Genomic DNA, 13,976 nt, shown 5'->3' on the forward strand with positions numbered 1-13,976 from the left:
TGCCCGGCGACTGTGGCACCAGTGCCGAATGTCCCACAGCGGCGTAGTGCACCGCCGGTGATGGATACCACGGAATAGATCTGCTCATGTGAGCGCTGTGGAAACTGTTCGGAAATGCATTGCTGAGAGATTGCGGATTGTCAGAGTGTCACAGCACGTCGATCGCAGTGCCGATATTGCGAAACACGGAGCTGCTTCCATCCCGCTTCTCGATGGTGCGGATTCGACCGCCAGGGGGACCCGTCCACGAAGGATCCATCATGAGCCAATTCGCGCACTCTGCAACAGAATCCACGCCGCCCCCGATCGCCACGATCCAGCCCGCTAAGGTTCTTGTCGTCGAGAGCAACCCGGCGATGGCAGAGATCGAGGTACTCGTGCTGGCCAACGCCGGTCATGAAGTGATTTCTGCCAACACCGCGCAGCGCGCTTTGGACCTCGCGCTGCGATGGAATCCAGACTTGGTGCTACTCGACCTGGACCTACCGGACTTGCCGGGTGCGAACTTGTGTCGACTGCTGCGACGTCGTTCGCTGATTCCGGTCATCGCGGTCTCCCTCGATAGCGATCCCGATGCGATTGGTGACGCCTATGCGGCCGGCGCCTGTGACTACCTGCCAAAACCGCTGAGAACCGGTGAACTGCTCGCCCACATCCGCGTCCACCTCATGGCACCGCAGGCAGCCTGAACACCGCCAGCCCGCAAAGGGCGCCCTGCGTCGGGCCAACCCGCCGCTGGGCGTCATCTCGGCCACTGACCACACGCGATTGGTGAGCCGCCAGAAGGGGGCCAGCGGCATCCTGGCGCCATCGATGTGAGGCCCGCGCGGCCGAGGGTGGGCACCCCTCGAGCCGCCCCGCCACAACGCTAAATCCACGTCCGATTCAGCGCCTGCGGAGGGAACGTCGTTGTTCCTTCCAGATTCATCGATCGCGGTGCGACGCACGGTTCCCGCCCCCTGAAGGTGCGGTATCAGGGCGAGGCCACTCACTTTGACGAACCAAGGTTGGACCGGGAACGCATATCGCCGTGGTCCTATCCGCACGGGAACTGGGGCTGATGTTCTGCGCGGGGCCGCGCATTCAGTAGTCCCACACTGCCGGCACGCAACGGAAGGCGTTGCCGGAGACCGCGACGTGGCAGACGGACGGGAACGGCAGGTGTGTGGCCACCAGCGCTTCGCGGGTCGAAGCCAGCTCCTGCAACAGATTGACGCGAACGCGGGCAGCCTCCTCAGGATCGTGTTCGAATCCGTTGAACCAGTCGGGGCGGTCGAACGCGACCTGGAACACGGCGTCGCCTGCGAACGTGAGCCGGTCGCCACCGGACGCGAGGCGGACCACGCTGTGCCCGGGGGTGTGCCCACCCGTGCGGGAAGCCATCACCCCTGGCGCCACCTCGTGCTCCGTCTCGAACGGCCGCAGCCGGCCGCGGTACTCCTCCAGGAACCGGGTGGCAGCCGAACGAAGTGCGTCCGGTACGCCTGCCGGCATGGAGGTGTGGGAGAAGTCGGGTGACTCCCAGAACTCGGCCTCGGCGGCTGCGACGTGGACCCGCAGATCTGGACGTAGCGCGTGCCCCAGCCCGTTGCCGAGCAGCCCCCCGATGTGGTCCATGTGCATGTGGGTGAGCACCACGTCGGTCACGGATGCGGCGTCGATCCCGGCGGCCTCGAGTCGCGTGGCCAACCGTCCGGCCTGCTGGAAGTCTGGGAACTCCAGGCCTAGACCTGCGTCGATGAGCACGGTCCGGTCTCCGCTTCGCACCACGACGACGTTCAGTGGCCACTCGAGCACGTCCGGCGGCAGGAACATGCCGTCCAGCCAAGCCGCCAGATCGGCCGAGTCGGCGTTGTAGGCGATCGTTTTTGCTGCGATCGGCAACACTCCGTCGCTGATCACAAGCACGTCGATATCGCCGATCTTCAGGGCGTAGCGCGACGGAACCAACTCGTCGAGCCCCTGCGTCCTGGAATGAGGGGTGTTGTCCAAGCTCATGATTGCCTCCTCGATTGGTGATATGCGGCTCGACAGCCACGGACGATCGGTGAGCACGGCACTCCCGGGCCGGGAGGGCCACGGTGAACTCCATCCGGTCAGAGCGTTTTGATCAGGCCGCCGTCGATCACGAAGTCGGCGCCAGTGATGTTCCCAGCCCGTGGGGAGGCCAGGAAGGCGACGAGGTCAGCGACCTCCTGCGGGGTAGTGAAGCGGCCGGTCTCGGTGACTGCGGCGGTTCAGCGTCAGAGACACCAGCCAGTCGTCGTCGGTGACGCTGGCGAACCCGTCCGGGCGGGGCGTGACAGCGCCTGCGTTGTTGACCAGCACATCGATGACTCCCCGAGCGGTCGCAGCCTCGATGAGCGACCGTGGCCGCTCTGGGGTGGACGGGTCCACCGCCACGAAGGTGACAGTGCCCGCGGACTCGAGGGCAGCGATCTCATTGGTGCGGCTGCGAGCTCCCGCGACCACATGGGCGCCTTCGCCGACGAGCGCCTCGGTGATCGCGAGGCCGATGCCCTTGCTCGCGCCGGTGACCACGGCTGCGGTACCGCTCAACTTCAGGTCCATGGGTCGGTCTCCGGGGGGTCAGCTGCCCGCTGCGGCGGTGATGACGTCGGCGACCACGCCGGGCTGGGACACCAGCACGGCGTGTGAGGCGGCGATCTCTGTGGTGTGCGCCCCGATGCGGTCGGTCATGAAGCGTTGCGAGGCAGGCGGGATGATGTTGTCGCCGGTGGGGATCAGCGACCAGCTCGGGGTGTTCGACCAGGACGTCGGTCCGGACGGTTCGAGGTTGGCCCACAGCGCGATCGAGTGCTGGTGGGCCAGCATGGTCGCGGCAGTCGCATCGCTGACATCGGGTGCGAACACCCGGTGGAAGGCGTCGGCGGCGATGTAGCCGTCGAGGTTCGTGCCTCCGATCGCGTGGGCGTCATCGACGGTCTCGAACTGCAGGACGGGCGGTAGCAGCTGGCTGCCGGGGAAGCGGATCGGGTCCAACGCCAGCTGGACGGGTTCGCCCTGGGCCGGGGCGAAAGCGGCGATGTAGACGAGAGCCTTCACGTTCGAGTTGTGGGTGTTGGTGATGACCGCGCCGCCGTAGGAGTGGCCGACGAGCACGACGGGGTCGCTGATGCCGGCGAGTGTTTTCTCGATCGCGGCCGCGTCGTAGCTGGGTCCGCGCAGCGGGTTGTCGGGGACGACCACGGTGTAGCCGCGGCCGCGTAGCTCAGCGGCAACCGAGTCCCAGCTGGTGGTGTCAGCGAAGGCGCCATGCACCAGGACGATCGTCGGTGTCGGCTGGGCGGCGGCGGGACTGATCAGCGCTGCGGCCAGGGCGGCGACGAGGGCAACGGTGACCAGTGCGGCTCGGACGAATCGAACGATGCTCATGGCGTGCTCCTTCGCTAGGGGCGCGGGACGTAGTCGGGTGAGCCGCGCGGAATCGAAGACTTCGAGCGCTAGGAAATGCCGTTCGCCCGCGCATCCAACGAGCGAATCTCGCAGAGGTTCTCGGGGCGCCCGGCGGCGCGCCGGAGCGCCGCCGAGCATGACCGCTGGTCAAGCGTGCCGGGTGCGCGCGTGGCTCGTCGCCCATTCGAGCGCGTAGTCGGCCACCTGTTCCCAGCCGGGCTCGACACCGGTGAAGTGCGAGCGGTCCGGAAACTCATGGATTTCGGTCAACGCCTCGGAATTGCGGTACTTCTTGGCGTTGGAGCGGATCACCGCCGGTGGCATCAAGTGATCCTTGCTCCCGCTGATGAACAGCAGCGGAGCACGGTCGTCGAGGTCGTAGTCGACCCAGGTTTCCTGGTGGCCCGGCTTCCAGTTGGCTATCAGACCGTACGACCACACCCAGCTGCCGGGCGCCGGGATGTGGAGCCGGTCATAGGCTGCGTCGGACTCCTCCCGGGTGCAGGTGTTGGCAAAGGCATAGTGGAACTGCTCCTTGGTGAAGCCCACCGCTCGGTGCCGGTTGGCCGGGTTCGACAAGACCGGGAACAGAGACCTGATCTGGGAAGGCGGATTGACCCGCACGCCCTCGGGCGGCGCCGAGTCGATCGTCACGGCCGCGGCTCCCAGGCCGCGGTTGACCAATAGCTGGGTGAAAGTTCCACCGAAGGAGTGACCCATGATGATGGGGGGCGCACTCAGGCCCTCGATCACATCGACGAGATGCTCGAGCGTCGCGGGGACCGTCGCCTCGGCGATGACCTCGGGCTTCTCACGCAGCGCCTCTACCTCGATCTCGAAGCCGGGGTAGGCCGGCGCGATGACCTCATGTCCCTTGGCCCGATAGCGCTCCACCCAGTGGTCCCAACTGCGGGGCGTCATCCATAGCCCGTGGATCAGCACGATCGGCGGAGAGTCGATCGGCGACGCGCTCATGGTGCTCCTTCCGACGGGTGGCTGCGATGCCACCAAAATGAAAGGGGCCCAACAGCTTCATAGTCGAGCCCTGGGCTGTGTGAACACGTCGGCACAGCTCGCCCTCCGCATCTGGGATTCGCATCGTATGAACCAAGCTGGGAGTGCTGTCTCGGCACGAAACAATTTCAGCCATGCCTTGATGGATGCGCTGCGCATAGCGCCCTCCGCGCCATAACGGCTGCAGCTCAAACCACCTCCAGCTTCAACCTGAACCGCTACCGTGTCAATGTCGGCTCGTCGGATGAGCGTTCCCACCCCGCGAGACGGTGACGCATGAGCGGCGGTGGGCGGACCTGGCAGTTCGCGTGACTGCTCCAGCCTCTGTACCTTGGCGCTGATGTCGACGGATCTCCGCGTCCACATAGCGGGCTCAACACTTTCAGTGTTGCGCACCTGTCTGCGGTGTTGTTCCGCGATCTTCCAGGGTTTGCATCCGTATACCGTGGGCCGAACCGGGATCGCCGAGTACTACGACTCCCAACCGGCCGGCCTGGCGGCCGAGTATCGAATCGCCGAAACCCGCCGCCTCACCAACGATCTCGTGTTGGGTTACCTTGATGTCGATTTCTCCTTCACCGACAGGCCGACTCTGACAGTGCAACTCAGCCTGCGACTCGAGGGCGATGACGACGGCTGGGCCATCCGCCACTACCAGGTCTCGCGACTGTGACCTCCGCGGCGGCCGGCGGACCGTGGTTTACCCCGCTTCGGCGGACAGAACGCGGGTGAGCCACGCCGTGCGTGTTCGGCGGGCGCTGCGGGCGAGGTCGGAGTGCGGGAAGAGGGAGTCGAAGCCGTGGCAGCCGCCTGCCCATACGTGAAGTTCGGCTTGACCTCCGGTTGCCCAGATCCGGGTGGCGTAGTCGACGTCCTCGTCGCGGAAGACTTCGGCGGACCCGGCGTCGATGTAGGTGGGCGGCAGCCCGGAGAGGTCGGTGGCGCGGGTGGGTGAGATGTAGGCGGGGATGCTGTCCGTGGGGAGGTCGGCGAGGACTGCGCGCCAAGCGAACGCGTTGGTTTCGCGGGTCCAGACAGCGGGTTCGCCGGAGTACTGGAGGCTGGAGGTGGTGGTGTTGTCGTGGTCGAGCATCGGGCAGCTGAGAATTTGAGCGAAGACGGCCGGGCCGCCGAGGTCCCGGGCCATGAGGGTGACGCCCGCGGCGAGGCCGCCCCCTGCGCTGGTGCCCGCGACGACAATCCGTTGCGGGTCGATGCCGAGTTCGTCGGCGTGCTCGGCGATCCAGCGCAGGCCGTGATAGCAGTCCTCGACGGGGATGGTGCCGCTGTGTTCGGGGGCCAGACGGTAGTCGACGGTGACCACGACGACCCCGATCGCGTCGAGCCATTCGAGGGGAATATCGAGCTGAGAATACCTGTCCCCCATGATCATTCCGCCGCCGTGCATCCAATAGACACATGGCAGCGCGCCGGTGGCGGAGGCCGGAACAAGGACGGTGACCGGAATCGACGCCCCATCCGGAGCCGTGGCGACGGCCTGGTGCGTTTCCACCTCCCGGGTACCGATCAGGGTCTCGAGCGGGGTAGAGGGGAGTTGCCGGAGCTGGGTGAGAATCTCCGGGGTGATCGCGGGAACCAAGGGCATGGTGGCGAGCAGGGTGGCGAGCTCGGGATCGAGAGCGGGACGGGCCAAGGGCGACATGGGTTTTCCTCCGTGGACGAATGGATCGATGGTCAGAGGTCGACTTTGCCGCCGACCGGGATGTAGTCGGTGTACGGACCCTCGGTGGCGACGAGCTCCTTGACCTTCGCGACAATCGCCTGTGCGGCCGGGCCCGCGAAAATCCGATGATGGTCCTCGGCGCTGCTCCAGCCCTCGGTGACATGGATGGTGTGCGGATCGGAGGCCGACCGGCACACCAGATAGACCAGACAGTGCTCACTGGCTCCCGGATTACCCGCGTCCAATCCGGTCAGCAGCAGGTCCACGAGTTCTTCGGCCATACCGGGCCGAGCGGTCAGGGTGGCATTGAATCCATAGCCGACGGTCATGTCGGACACTCCTTGCTGTAATGGTGTGATTCTCCCGATCGAGGTTCTCGATCGACTCTTTCGATGACTCAATTCCACGCTTTGACGGCATTGATCGGTAGATGATTAATCCCGAAGACTTGCCTGATCCTCCATGTTGAACAGCTTCTACTGGAGGAATGTGCTGCAATCGGGTCATGGACTTCGACGAACTCCACGCCCTGCTGACCCGGCACGTACGCGCCGACGAGACGACCGCGATCGACGGGCTGTACATCGCCTCGGTCGACCGGTCCGGCCCCCCGAGCATGGAGATGTCGGGCACGGTGCTCGCAGTGCTCGCACAGGGAGTGAAGCGTCTCGCGGCCGGTGACCAGGTCCACGAATACTCCCCGGGCAGCTATTTCGTCGCCTCGATCGACCTACCGGTGACCGGGCACTTCGTCGATGCCCGACCGGACTGTCCCGCACTGGGTTTCGCGCTGGAACTGGACCCGGCGACCATCGCCGACCTACTTCTCGATGCCGCCCCCGCCGAACCGGTCCGCCCGCGAGCCGCCGCGGTGCCGGGCCTGGCGGTGGGCACGCTGACACCTGAACTTCTGGACGCCTCGCTGCGCCTGCTCCGGCTCCTCGACCACCCACGTGACCGAGACGCCCTCGTCCCGCTGATCAAACGAGAAATACTGTGGCGCTTGCTGTCCGGCGAACAGGGCGCGGCCGTCCGGCAACTGGGACTGCCCAACAGCGGACTGCACCATATCGCCCGGGCCGTGCGCTGGATCCGCGACAACTACGACGAACCGTTCCAGGTCGCAGACCTGGCACGCCGATCCGGCATGAGCCCCTCGGCGTTCTACCGCAACTTCCAGACCGTGACGGCCCAGAGCCCTATCCAGTTCCAGAAGCGAATCCGATTGCAACAGGCCAGATTGCTGCTCGCCGCCGAGCCGAACGCGGTGACCGCCATCGCTCACCGCGTCGGTTACGACAGTCCTTCGCAGTTCAGTCGTGAATATCGGCGGCTGTTCGGTATCACCCCCAGCCAAGACACGCCGGCCGATCATGGCCGGTCCGAGCGTGGCCGACGGCAGTAGTAGACGAACGCCGGAGGCAGATTCGCCCACACCGTTCGGCAGGCCAGTACTTCCTCGAAGTGATCGGCCAGACGCTGCCGCAGCCGGCGCGCCGGGGGCAGCCATCGGGTGGAGGTGTAAGCGAAGGTGCAGAACACTCCATCGGGCGCGAGTCCATCGACGATGGCGCACAACAAGTCATCCTGTTTGCCCGAGCCGAACGCCGCCCACGGCAGACCGCTCACTATGACGTCTGCTCGGTCGAAACCGTTGCCGGTCAACGCCTCACGCAATTCGAGAGCGTCGCCCGAGATCACCGCTACATGCGGGAATCCGGCGGCGAGCGTCGCGGCGAATCGCTCGTTGATCTCGATGGCGAGATGGTGCCCGCGCCCGGCCAGCCGGTGCTGGATCACTGCGGTGAAGGCACCTGTGCCAGGGCCGAGTTCGAGCACCACCGGGTCCGTGTCCAGTGGAATGGGCCGAGTGACGGCATCCGCCAACGATGCACTGCTGGGCTTGAGCGCCGCGACCGTGCGTGGAGCACGCAGGAATTCGGACAGGAATCCGGAATGGCTGATGGTCGTCATGGTCGATGCTCCCGAAGGCTGTAGGCGGTGATAGATCAACTGTCCGCCGTGTGCCGGTGGGAACACATCTGTCGTTCGACTGCGGATACGGCCAATGAGCACCGGCGATGACTTAGTCGGGACGGCAGTCACGCCCCGGAGGCACTGCCCCCTCGGCAGATTCGGTTGTCCCCGGTAGCCGCGACAGCACGTCTGCGAGCCCGGCCCGCGAGCCGACGCCCAGCTTCGGATAGATCCGGTACAGGTGCGCGCCAACCGTCCGGTGCGACAGGTACAACTGCTCACCGATCTGCTTGTTGGTCAAACCGCGCGCGGCAAGCCTCGCGATGAGCGCTTCTTGCGCGGTCAGCGCCTCGGGCGCCGCTTCGGCCAGGTTTCCATCGCCCTGGCGATATCCGCTGGCGCGCAGCTCGTTTCGTGCCCGCTCCAACCACGGATCGGCCGTCATGGCGGCGAACCCGTCCCGGGCGGCGATCAGATGCGGTCGCGCGCGGGTCGCCGTCGAGACGCGGCGCAGCTTCTCGCCCAGGACGAGCCGTACACGCGAGGCTTCGAACTGCCAGCGGTCGATCTCGGGATCGGCCAGCACGGTCGCGACATGCGTCATGACCGCCTCATCCTCGTCGACGAGCAGCTCGGCTCCGGCCACGAGCAACCGCATCCGCGACGACAACGCGGCCACGTCGGCGGCGCGCATGGCCGCGACATGGGCACGCGCCTCGAGTAGCCGCCCGGTGCGCACAGCGGCCTCCACCAGGTCGAACATCACCCAGAGACAGTGCGGGGCATAGGAAGTGAGCACGCCGGGCGGGCTCATGGCGGCGGCGTGCTGAAAACCGGATTCGAAATCGCCCCGGCCGAGCGCGGCCAGCACCCGCGGATGCCGGGCGAACAGCGCCGCGGCCGCCACACCGCGCGGCAACGCCCAATGGGTGATCTCGTCGGCCAACTTATTCGCCTCCGCGAAGCGGCCGCGCCCGGCGGCCATGAGGGCGCGATGATAGCGGAAGTACCACGCGAAGAACGGGAATCCGCCACTGTCACACACCGTCTGACCTTCGTTGGCCAGTAGCTCTGCTTCATCCCAGCGCCCGGTCAGATAGTCGTCCAGGCACAGGTGCATGAGCGCGCCGAGATGTCGCCGGGGCGGACCCCCGTTGCGGCCCTGGTGGACCATGCGCCACGATGGCTGCCGCGAGTCAGCCAGCCTGTCCAGGTAGACCGACGCGGTCCCGATCCGCATGATCCGGGTCGGATCGGTCTCCTCGGGCAGAGTCGCCAGGACCATATCGGCCATCGCCGCCGCGCCCGCTCCGGCCCGGACCGGGTCGGGGAAGGTCCTGCTGATGAGGGCCAGCACCACCGGAGGTTCCGGACGCAACCTGTCCAGCGCACGAAAGTACGCCTCCCAATATCGCTCCGCGCCGCCGTACCAACACAGCAGCAGCAATGTGTGCATGGCCTCGATCAGCGCGGGATCGTCTGCCCGGTAGCCGTGGTCGCCGGTCTCGATGGCACCCATCAAGAGCCGGTACGCGGTATCCACCTCGCCGTCGCCGTTGAGCATCAGGAATGCGGCGGCATTGGCGGCGTGCAGGGAGCCGCTGGTGTCGGGCGCGGATTGGTGGGCGTGGGTGAGCAGACCACGCGCGGTATCGGAGGTCCCGTTCGCCTCGGCTCCGATATAGGCGGCCTCGGCCAGGCGTCGCCCGCGATCGGCGCCAGCCGGACTCAGCTCGGCTGCCCGGACGAGCGAGGTGACGGCCGCGAGCGCGTCACCGCGCAGCATGGTGCGATGCGCGGCGGTCTCCAGGATCCGGGCGACGGTTTCGTCCGGTCCATCCGCGGCGAGCGCGTAGTGCCAGGCGCGCCGCTCCTGATCACCGGTCACGGATTCCGCCAACAGCAGGTGCGCTTCCCGCCGCTCCTCGTGTGTGGACAGGGCGACGATGGCCGAGCGAATCAGAGGATGGCGGAACAGCATTCGTGCGTCGGTGTCGTCGACGTGGATGAGCTGTTCGCGTTCGGCCGCGGCGAGCCCGAGCAGACCCGCTCCTGTGTCCAGTACGGCGCGCAGTACCCGGAGATTCCCGGTGCCTTCGAAAGCGGCCAGCAGCAGTAACCGGCGTGTCGGCTCCGGAAGACCGGCGATCCGGGTAGCGAACAGCGCGCACAGCCGCTCGTTGAGCGGCACCAGTTCGTCGCGGTCGTTACTCGGATGCACGGATTCGGTCAGTGTCGTCGGAAGTTCACGCAGTGCCAGCGGATTGCCCTGCGCGATGTCGAGCAGCCGCTGCCGCACCGACGGCAACAGGTCCGGGAAAGCGGCTCGGACCAGATCGGCAGCGGCGTCGGGTGTCAGGGGTTCGATCATCATCTCGGTCAGGTCGCCGTAGCGAGTGAAGCCCTCGGTGCCGGTCCGCGCCGAAACCAGCAGTCCTGCGGGCATCCCCGCGATCCGGCGGGCCAGGAACCCCAGCACCACCGCACTCGCGCGGTCGATCCACTGCATGTCGTCGACGGCCAGCAGCACCGGGGCCTCGGCGGCGACCGCACCGACCAGCGACAGGGCCGCATTGCACACCAGCAGGACATCCGGCGGCGCGCCGGCACCGAAACCCAGAGCGACCGACAGCGCTTCGCGCAGGGCGGGATCCAGCAGTTTCAGCCGCGGATACACCGGCAGTAACAGCTGGTTGAGCGCGGCATAGCTGACCTCAGCCTCGAACTCCGATCCCCAGCAGCGCAACACCGTCATCCCGTCCGCTTCGGCCGCCCTGACAGTCGCGGCGAGCAGGGCCGACTTGCCGACGCCCGGTTCGCCGCGCAGCGATACCGCGACCCCGCCGTGGCGCAGACAGTTCCGGAATTCGGCGAGCCGCGTCAGTTCGGACTCCCGCCCGAACAGTCCGGTGGCGTTCATCCGGCCACCGGAACCGATCGCGGTCCGCCACTGGGCGCGGTGGCCGGGGCGAGCCGGTCGAGGACGAGCACAGCAGACAGCAGCGTGGCGGTGGCGGCGAGGGCGGCCAGCGGCGGAACGTGGCTCAGCACAGGCAGACTCGACATCATGATCACCGCCGCGAGGAGTCGTGGAAACATGGCCGAGCCCACCACGCGGCGGGCGAACAGCGCGGTGCCCACCAGATATATGCCCACCCCGCCGACCAGCGCCGCGGCTCCGAACATCCCGAAAGCACCGGCGCCGGCGATGTGCGCCATAGCCGTCTCGATTCCCAAGGCCGACAGCACGATTCCGGCCACGATGGGAAAATGCAGATAGCTGTACCCGTGATGGGCCGTGCGGGAGCGGGCGCGATCGTCGAGCGCGGTCAGCGCGTGTTCGGCGGCGGTCGCGAGCCCGCGGAAGTAGGCCCGCCACAGCGCGATCGCGATCGCCACCGCCAGCAACACACCGGCCAGCAAAGAAGTATCGATCGGCCCGGCCACGACCCCGATCGCTACGGTCGACTCGCCGAGCGCGAGAATGACCACCAGCCGGTGCCGTTCGACGAAGTGGGCCGTCGAACTGATTCGGCTGCGCACACCCCAGGTGGTGAGGTTGGCGACGACCGGTTCCACGGTCACAGCGGCCAGCGCGCACCACACCTGCCAGGGGGCACCGAGCAGCGCCCCACACACCAGCAGCGACCCGGAGGGAACCACCGACAGGCACACCGTCTGCACCACCTCGCGCCGGGCCGCGCGACCGCCCACCGATGTCACCAGATAGACCACCAGGTGCGTCAGCCGGGCCACCAGGTAGGCGGCCACGAAGACCGACGGACCCGACAATCCGCCCGCCACGTCGTGATATGCCTCCGGCACCACGACGGCGACGACGAACACCGCCGTCATGCCCACGAACATGGCGGCACGCACGAAGCCCTCGTCAGCGTGCAGTTGATTGGCCAGCCAGCTATAAGCGGTCCACGACCACCAGAGCAAGGCCAGCACCACCATCCCCTGCACGACACCCAGCGGCGTGTGCTCTTCGGCCATCAACCTGCTCACCTGGGTGAACCCGAAAACATAGGCCAGATCGAAGAAGAGCTCGACGGTGGTGACCCGATCACCCTCCACGCTCGCCACCGCCCGCCGCGCTCCGGTGGACCGGTCGCCTCGCACCGCCGGCGACTGCTCGGTTCGACGCCTCACCGCACCCCGCTCCTCGCTGTACATCCTCGATTGTCTGCGCCATTCATCCGTGCGCGGACGGGGAAGTCAATGCGGTCGGCAGGATCATGCAAGTAACCGCGACTTCTGTGTTAACACTGCCGATCCGGCCACTGGTTACATGGAAACGGCGTGGACATCTCGTCCATCGAGAACGAGAAAGGTCATGCCATGGCCGACGATATACGCAGCGCCATAACACTTTTCGTCAACGGAACGAAGCACGTGCTCGAGGTCGACAATCGCCGGACGCTGCTGGACGCGGTGCGCGGCGACCTCGGCTGCACCGGCCCGAAGAAGGGCTGTGACCACGGCCAGTGCGGCGCTTGCACAATGCTGCTGGACGGCCGCCGGATCCTGTCGTGCCTGACCCTGGCCGTCGCGGCCGAAGGCGCGGAGATCACCACGATCGAGGGCATCGCCGACGACGGTGCCCTCGTCGCGCTCCAGCAGGCGTTCATCCGCCTCGACGGCTTTCAATGCGGGTTCTGCACACCGGGACAGATCTGTTCGGCGCTCGGCATGCTCTCCGAGCACGCCGCCGGGTGGCCCAGCGCCGTCACCGCCGATGCGTCACCGGACCGGCTCACGGTCGACCTCGATGCCGCCGAGGTCAGGGAACGCTTGAGCGGCAACCTGTGCCGCTGCGGCGCGTATCCGTCGATCGTGCGCGCGGTGCTGGAAACCGCCGCACGGAAGGGAAGGTCGTCGTGAAGGAGTTCGTGTATCACCGGCCGACGGCGGTGAGCGAGGCGTTGCGCCTGGCCGCCGACGACGGCAATACCCGGTACCTGGGCGGCGGCACCAATCTAGTGGATCTCATGAAGCACGGAGTGGAAGCGCCGGAGCGGCTGATCGACATCCGCTTCCTGCCGCTCGACGGGATCATCGAAGCCACCGGCGGCGGACTGCTGATCGGGGCCACCACGACCAACAGCGACATCGCCGCGCATCCCGGGATCCGCCGCCGGTATCCCGCACTGTCGCAGGCGATCCTCGCGGGCGCGTCCGGCCAGCTCCGCAATATGGCGACCGCGGCGGGAAACCTGTTACAGCGCACACGATGCGCCTACTTCGCCGATCCGACCGAGCCGTGCAATCGGCGTGCCCCGGGCAGCGGCTGCGGGGCGCTCGCCGGGGAGCATCACAATCACGCGATCCTCGACTGGTCGAACAGCTGTGTCGCGACCCATCCCTCCGATATGGCCGTCGCGCTGGCCGCCTTCGATGCCGAAGTGCGCTACGAGACCGTGGACGGCACGGGGACTCTACCGTTTACACGGTTCTATCGGCCGGTCGGCACCACACCGCACGACGAGACGGCTCTGCCCGACCACGCGCTGGTCACCGGCATCTTCCTGCCGCCGGTCGCTGCGGCACTGCGGTCGCGGTATCGCAAGGTGCGCGAACGCGCGTCCTACGCTTTCGCGACGGTATCCCTCGCAGCCGGCCTGGAGGTACGCGCCGGAAGGATCGCAGAGGTGCGTATCGCACTCGGCGGGGTGGCGGCCCGTCCCTGGCGGGCGCACGCGGCCGAGGAAGTCCTGCGCGGGGCCACCACCACCCCGGAGCTGTTCCGAACGGCCGCGGACGCCGAACTTGCGGCGGCACGACCGCTGCGCGACAACGCCTACAAGGTGGCCCTGGCACGCAATCTCATGGTCGCCGAACTGACCGAACTCGCTGCCGCTCAAAGGCTTTGACTTCTCCG

15 protein-coding genes are annotated in these 13,976 nt (G+C 67.0%); 5 read left to right on the forward strand and 10 right to left on the reverse strand.

What is annotated here, in order from left to right; all coding sequences use genetic code 11:
* Positions 1 to 260 precede the first annotated feature (260 nt).
* Positions 261 to 689: a response regulator gene (locus tag ACWEOI_RS19035; protein ID WP_452360415.1), complete on the forward strand. Its 429-nt coding sequence runs from the start codon at positions 261 to 263 to the stop codon at positions 687 to 689.
* 394 nt (positions 690 to 1,083) lie between these two features.
* Here ACWEOI_RS19035 and ACWEOI_RS19040 read toward each other — a convergent pair whose 3' ends face one another.
* From ACWEOI_RS19040 to ACWEOI_RS19060, 5 genes are all read right to left on the reverse strand, one after another.
* Positions 1,084 to 1,998, reverse strand: coding sequence for an MBL fold metallo-hydrolase (locus tag ACWEOI_RS19040; RefSeq protein ID WP_452360656.1), 915 nt, complete (start codon positions 1,996 to 1,998; stop codon positions 1,084 to 1,086).
* A gap of 98 nt (positions 1,999 to 2,096) precedes the next feature.
* Positions 2,097 to 2,171, reverse strand: coding sequence for a hypothetical protein (locus ACWEOI_RS19045; protein WP_452360657.1), 75 nt, complete (start codon positions 2,169 to 2,171; stop codon positions 2,097 to 2,099).
* A 13-nt stretch (positions 2,172 to 2,184) separates the two neighbouring features.
* A complete protein-coding gene (locus tag ACWEOI_RS19050) occupies positions 2,185 to 2,571 on the reverse strand; it encodes an SDR family NAD(P)-dependent oxidoreductase (RefSeq protein WP_452360416.1) in 387 nt (128 codons plus the stop codon).
* A gap of 18 nt (positions 2,572 to 2,589) precedes the next feature.
* Positions 2,590 to 3,396, reverse strand: a complete 807-nt coding sequence (locus ACWEOI_RS19055) for an alpha/beta fold hydrolase (RefSeq protein WP_452360417.1) — start codon at positions 3,394 to 3,396, stop codon at positions 2,590 to 2,592.
* Between the two features lie 168 nt (positions 3,397 to 3,564).
* A complete protein-coding gene (locus tag ACWEOI_RS19060) occupies positions 3,565 to 4,392 on the reverse strand; it encodes an alpha/beta hydrolase (RefSeq protein ID WP_452360418.1) in 828 nt (275 codons plus the stop codon).
* A gap of 379 nt (positions 4,393 to 4,771) precedes the next feature.
* Here ACWEOI_RS19060 and ACWEOI_RS19065 point away from each other — a divergent pair, with 379 nt between their 5' ends.
* Complete coding sequence (locus ACWEOI_RS19065) at positions 4,772 to 5,104, forward strand: hypothetical protein (protein WP_452360419.1); 333 nt, start codon at positions 4,772 to 4,774, stop codon at positions 5,102 to 5,104.
* A 27-nt stretch (positions 5,105 to 5,131) separates the two neighbouring features.
* On the opposite strand, the gene ACWEOI_RS19070 is transcribed toward ACWEOI_RS19065, so the two are convergent.
* Both ACWEOI_RS19070 and ACWEOI_RS19075 read right to left on the reverse strand, forming a co-directional pair.
* A complete protein-coding gene (locus ACWEOI_RS19070) occupies positions 5,132 to 6,094 on the reverse strand; it encodes an alpha/beta hydrolase (protein ID WP_452360420.1) in 963 nt (320 codons plus the stop codon).
* Positions 6,095 to 6,126: 32 nt separating this feature from the next.
* Positions 6,127 to 6,444 carry a putative quinol monooxygenase gene (locus tag ACWEOI_RS19075; protein ID WP_452360421.1) on the reverse strand — a complete coding sequence of 106 codons (318 nt, stop codon included), beginning with the start codon at positions 6,442 to 6,444 and terminating at the stop codon, positions 6,127 to 6,129.
* Positions 6,445 to 6,620: 176 nt separating this feature from the next.
* On the opposite strand from ACWEOI_RS19075, the gene ACWEOI_RS19080 reads away from it, so the two are divergent.
* Complete coding sequence (locus ACWEOI_RS19080; RefSeq protein ID WP_452360422.1) at positions 6,621 to 7,520, forward strand: AraC family transcriptional regulator; 900 nt, start codon at positions 6,621 to 6,623, stop codon at positions 7,518 to 7,520.
* On the opposite strand, the gene ACWEOI_RS19085 is transcribed toward ACWEOI_RS19080, so the two are convergent.
* From ACWEOI_RS19085 to ACWEOI_RS19095, 3 genes are read right to left on the reverse strand one after another with little or no spacing between them, the layout of a single operon-like run.
* A complete protein-coding gene (locus ACWEOI_RS19085; protein ID WP_452360423.1) occupies positions 7,487 to 8,221 on the reverse strand; it encodes a class I SAM-dependent methyltransferase in 735 nt (244 codons plus the stop codon). The two genes, ACWEOI_RS19080 and ACWEOI_RS19085, sit on opposite strands and share 34 nt — an antisense overlap.
* Positions 8,202 to 11,012, reverse strand: a complete 2,811-nt coding sequence (locus ACWEOI_RS19090; RefSeq protein WP_452360424.1) for a helix-turn-helix transcriptional regulator — start codon at positions 11,010 to 11,012, stop codon at positions 8,202 to 8,204. Before ACWEOI_RS19090 ends, ACWEOI_RS19085 begins: the two co-directional genes overlap by 20 nt.
* The gene (locus tag ACWEOI_RS19095; RefSeq protein WP_452360425.1) at positions 11,009 to 12,247 is read right to left on the reverse strand and encodes a low temperature requirement protein A; all 1,239 of its coding nucleotides are present in this window, start codon (positions 12,245 to 12,247) and stop codon (positions 11,009 to 11,011) included. The genes ACWEOI_RS19090 and ACWEOI_RS19095 overlap by 4 nt, the downstream gene beginning before the upstream one ends.
* A 150-nt stretch (positions 12,248 to 12,397) precedes the next feature.
* Between ACWEOI_RS19095 and ACWEOI_RS19100 the strand changes: the two genes are divergently transcribed.
* Both ACWEOI_RS19100 and ACWEOI_RS19105 read left to right on the forward strand, forming a co-directional pair.
* Positions 12,398 to 12,979: a (2Fe-2S)-binding protein gene (locus ACWEOI_RS19100; RefSeq protein ID WP_452360426.1), complete on the forward strand. Its 582-nt coding sequence runs from the start codon at positions 12,398 to 12,400 to the stop codon at positions 12,977 to 12,979.
* Positions 12,976 to 13,968 (forward strand): FAD binding domain-containing protein, encoded by a 993-nt coding sequence (locus ACWEOI_RS19105; protein WP_452360427.1) that lies wholly within the window; start codon positions 12,976 to 12,978, stop codon positions 13,966 to 13,968. Before ACWEOI_RS19100 ends, ACWEOI_RS19105 begins: the two co-directional genes overlap by 4 nt.
* The last annotated feature ends 8 nt before the right edge of the window (positions 13,969 to 13,976 follow it).

It is taken from the genome of Nocardia sp. NPDC004340 (assembly GCF_053602575.1).